The sequence below is a fragment of the Pseudomonas sp. BJa3 genome (assembly GCF_026343815.1).
In the GTDB taxonomy this organism is placed as follows: domain Bacteria; phylum Pseudomonadota; class Gammaproteobacteria; order Pseudomonadales; family Pseudomonadaceae; genus Aquipseudomonas; species Aquipseudomonas soli.
Genome location: NZ_JAOXMC010000279.1, coordinates 1 through 263, shown reverse-complemented (window position 1 = coordinate 263; position 263 = coordinate 1). Strand labels below are relative to the sequence as shown.

Sequence of the window (263 nt, the reverse complement as noted above, 5' to 3'; positions counted from 1 at the left end):
ACGGTGTGCCGCTGTGGATCTCGGCGGTGGTGAATCCGGTGTTCGACGGCGACCGCGGCACGCGCTACCTGCTGGGCGTCTACACCGACATCACGCACAGCAAGCTGCACGAAGAACTGCACCGCAAGGTGCTCGGCGCGATCGTCCGCGAACAGCCGTTGCAGGACGTATTGGCGCTGGTCTGCCGCGAAGTGGAGAAGGTGATGCCCGAGGCGGTGGCCTCGGTGATCGCGCTCGACGATTACGGCCACCTCCGCGTGCTC

At 66.2% G+C, this 263-nt stretch carries 1 pseudogene; it reads left to right on the top strand.

Annotated elements, in window-relative coordinates:
• A pseudogene (locus OH705_RS27725) lies at positions 1–263 on the top strand (bifunctional diguanylate cyclase/phosphodiesterase); the annotation flags it as partial.